The 1046-nt window shown below is 54.2% G+C and carries 1 pseudogene; it reads right to left on the bottom strand.

Features of this window, described 5'->3' with window-relative positions:
- Nucleotides 1–973, bottom strand: a pseudogene (locus KI809_RS20335) (IS3 family transposase); the annotation flags it as partial.
- Between the last annotated feature and the right edge of the window lie 73 nt (nucleotides 974–1046).

Raw genomic sequence — 1046 nt, 5'->3', positions numbered from 1 at the left:
CTCTGGAAAACATACAGGCTCAGGATCTCCTCTCGATAGGTGCGGTTGAACCTCTCGATGTAAGCGTTCTGGTTCGGTTCACCAGGTTGGATGTAGTGGATCATCATGCCTGCAGCCTCTGCCCAGGCAACGAAGTCGCCACTGAGGAACTCGGGGCCGTTATCAGTTCTCAACACGTGAGGCAGTCCGCGTTCCTGCCTTAACCGCTCGAAGACGCGAATGAGTCGCCTACCTGTAATCGAGGTGTCTATCTCGATAGCAAGGCACTCGCGGTTGAAATCGTCGATGACATTGAAGGTGCGAAACGTCTTGCCACAGTAGAGCGTGTCGCTCATGAAATCTGCCGACCACACCTGGTTTGGTTGTTGAGGCACCCATAGAGGTCGTTTGATTCGCTTCGGCAGCCGTTTCTTCGCCCTACGCTTCAGGTTAAGGCGAAGGTCGCAGTAGACCCGGTAGACACGTTTGTGGTTCCATATGTGACCGGTACGGCGCAGGGCCTTGAACGACTTCCAGAAACCCCAGCGAGGATGACGCTCCATCAGCTTGTTCAAGGCCTCGATGACGTGACCATCACGCTCAGTCGCGGGTTTGGGAACTCTGTAGAAGGCCGCACGGGAAATGCCGACACAGGAACAACTTTGCTGCACGGTCAGCTTGTGTTCTTCGACCAGGTGAAAGACTGCTTCGCGTTTCGCCTGCGGCCCTAGAGCTTTTTTTCGATCAGGTCCTTAAGCGCATGGTTCTCCAGCGCAAGGTCGGCGTACATCCGTTTGAGCCGCGACAGTTCTGCTTCCATCTCCTTCATACGCTTGAGATCGGAAGCCTCCATGCCGCCGTACTTGGACTTCCAGTTGTAGTAGGTGGGTTCGGAGATGCCGTGCTTTCGGCAGATGTCCTTCACCTGAACTCCGGCGTCAGCCTCCTTGAGGATCGAGACGATCTGTGTCTCAGTGAACCGTGACTTCTTCATGTGAAACCTCCTGGCGTTAAATAATGCCAGAAAGCTCTACTTTTCAAGTGTCTATTTCCAGGGGAAGCTTACG

Origin of the sequence: Geoanaerobacter pelophilus, from assembly GCF_018476885.1 — a bacterium.
GTDB lineage: Bacteria > Desulfobacterota > Desulfuromonadia > Geobacterales > DSM-12255 > Geoanaerobacter > Geoanaerobacter pelophilus.
The sequence above is the reverse complement of the archived record's forward strand: the minus strand, read 5'-3'. Positions and strand labels throughout refer to the sequence as shown.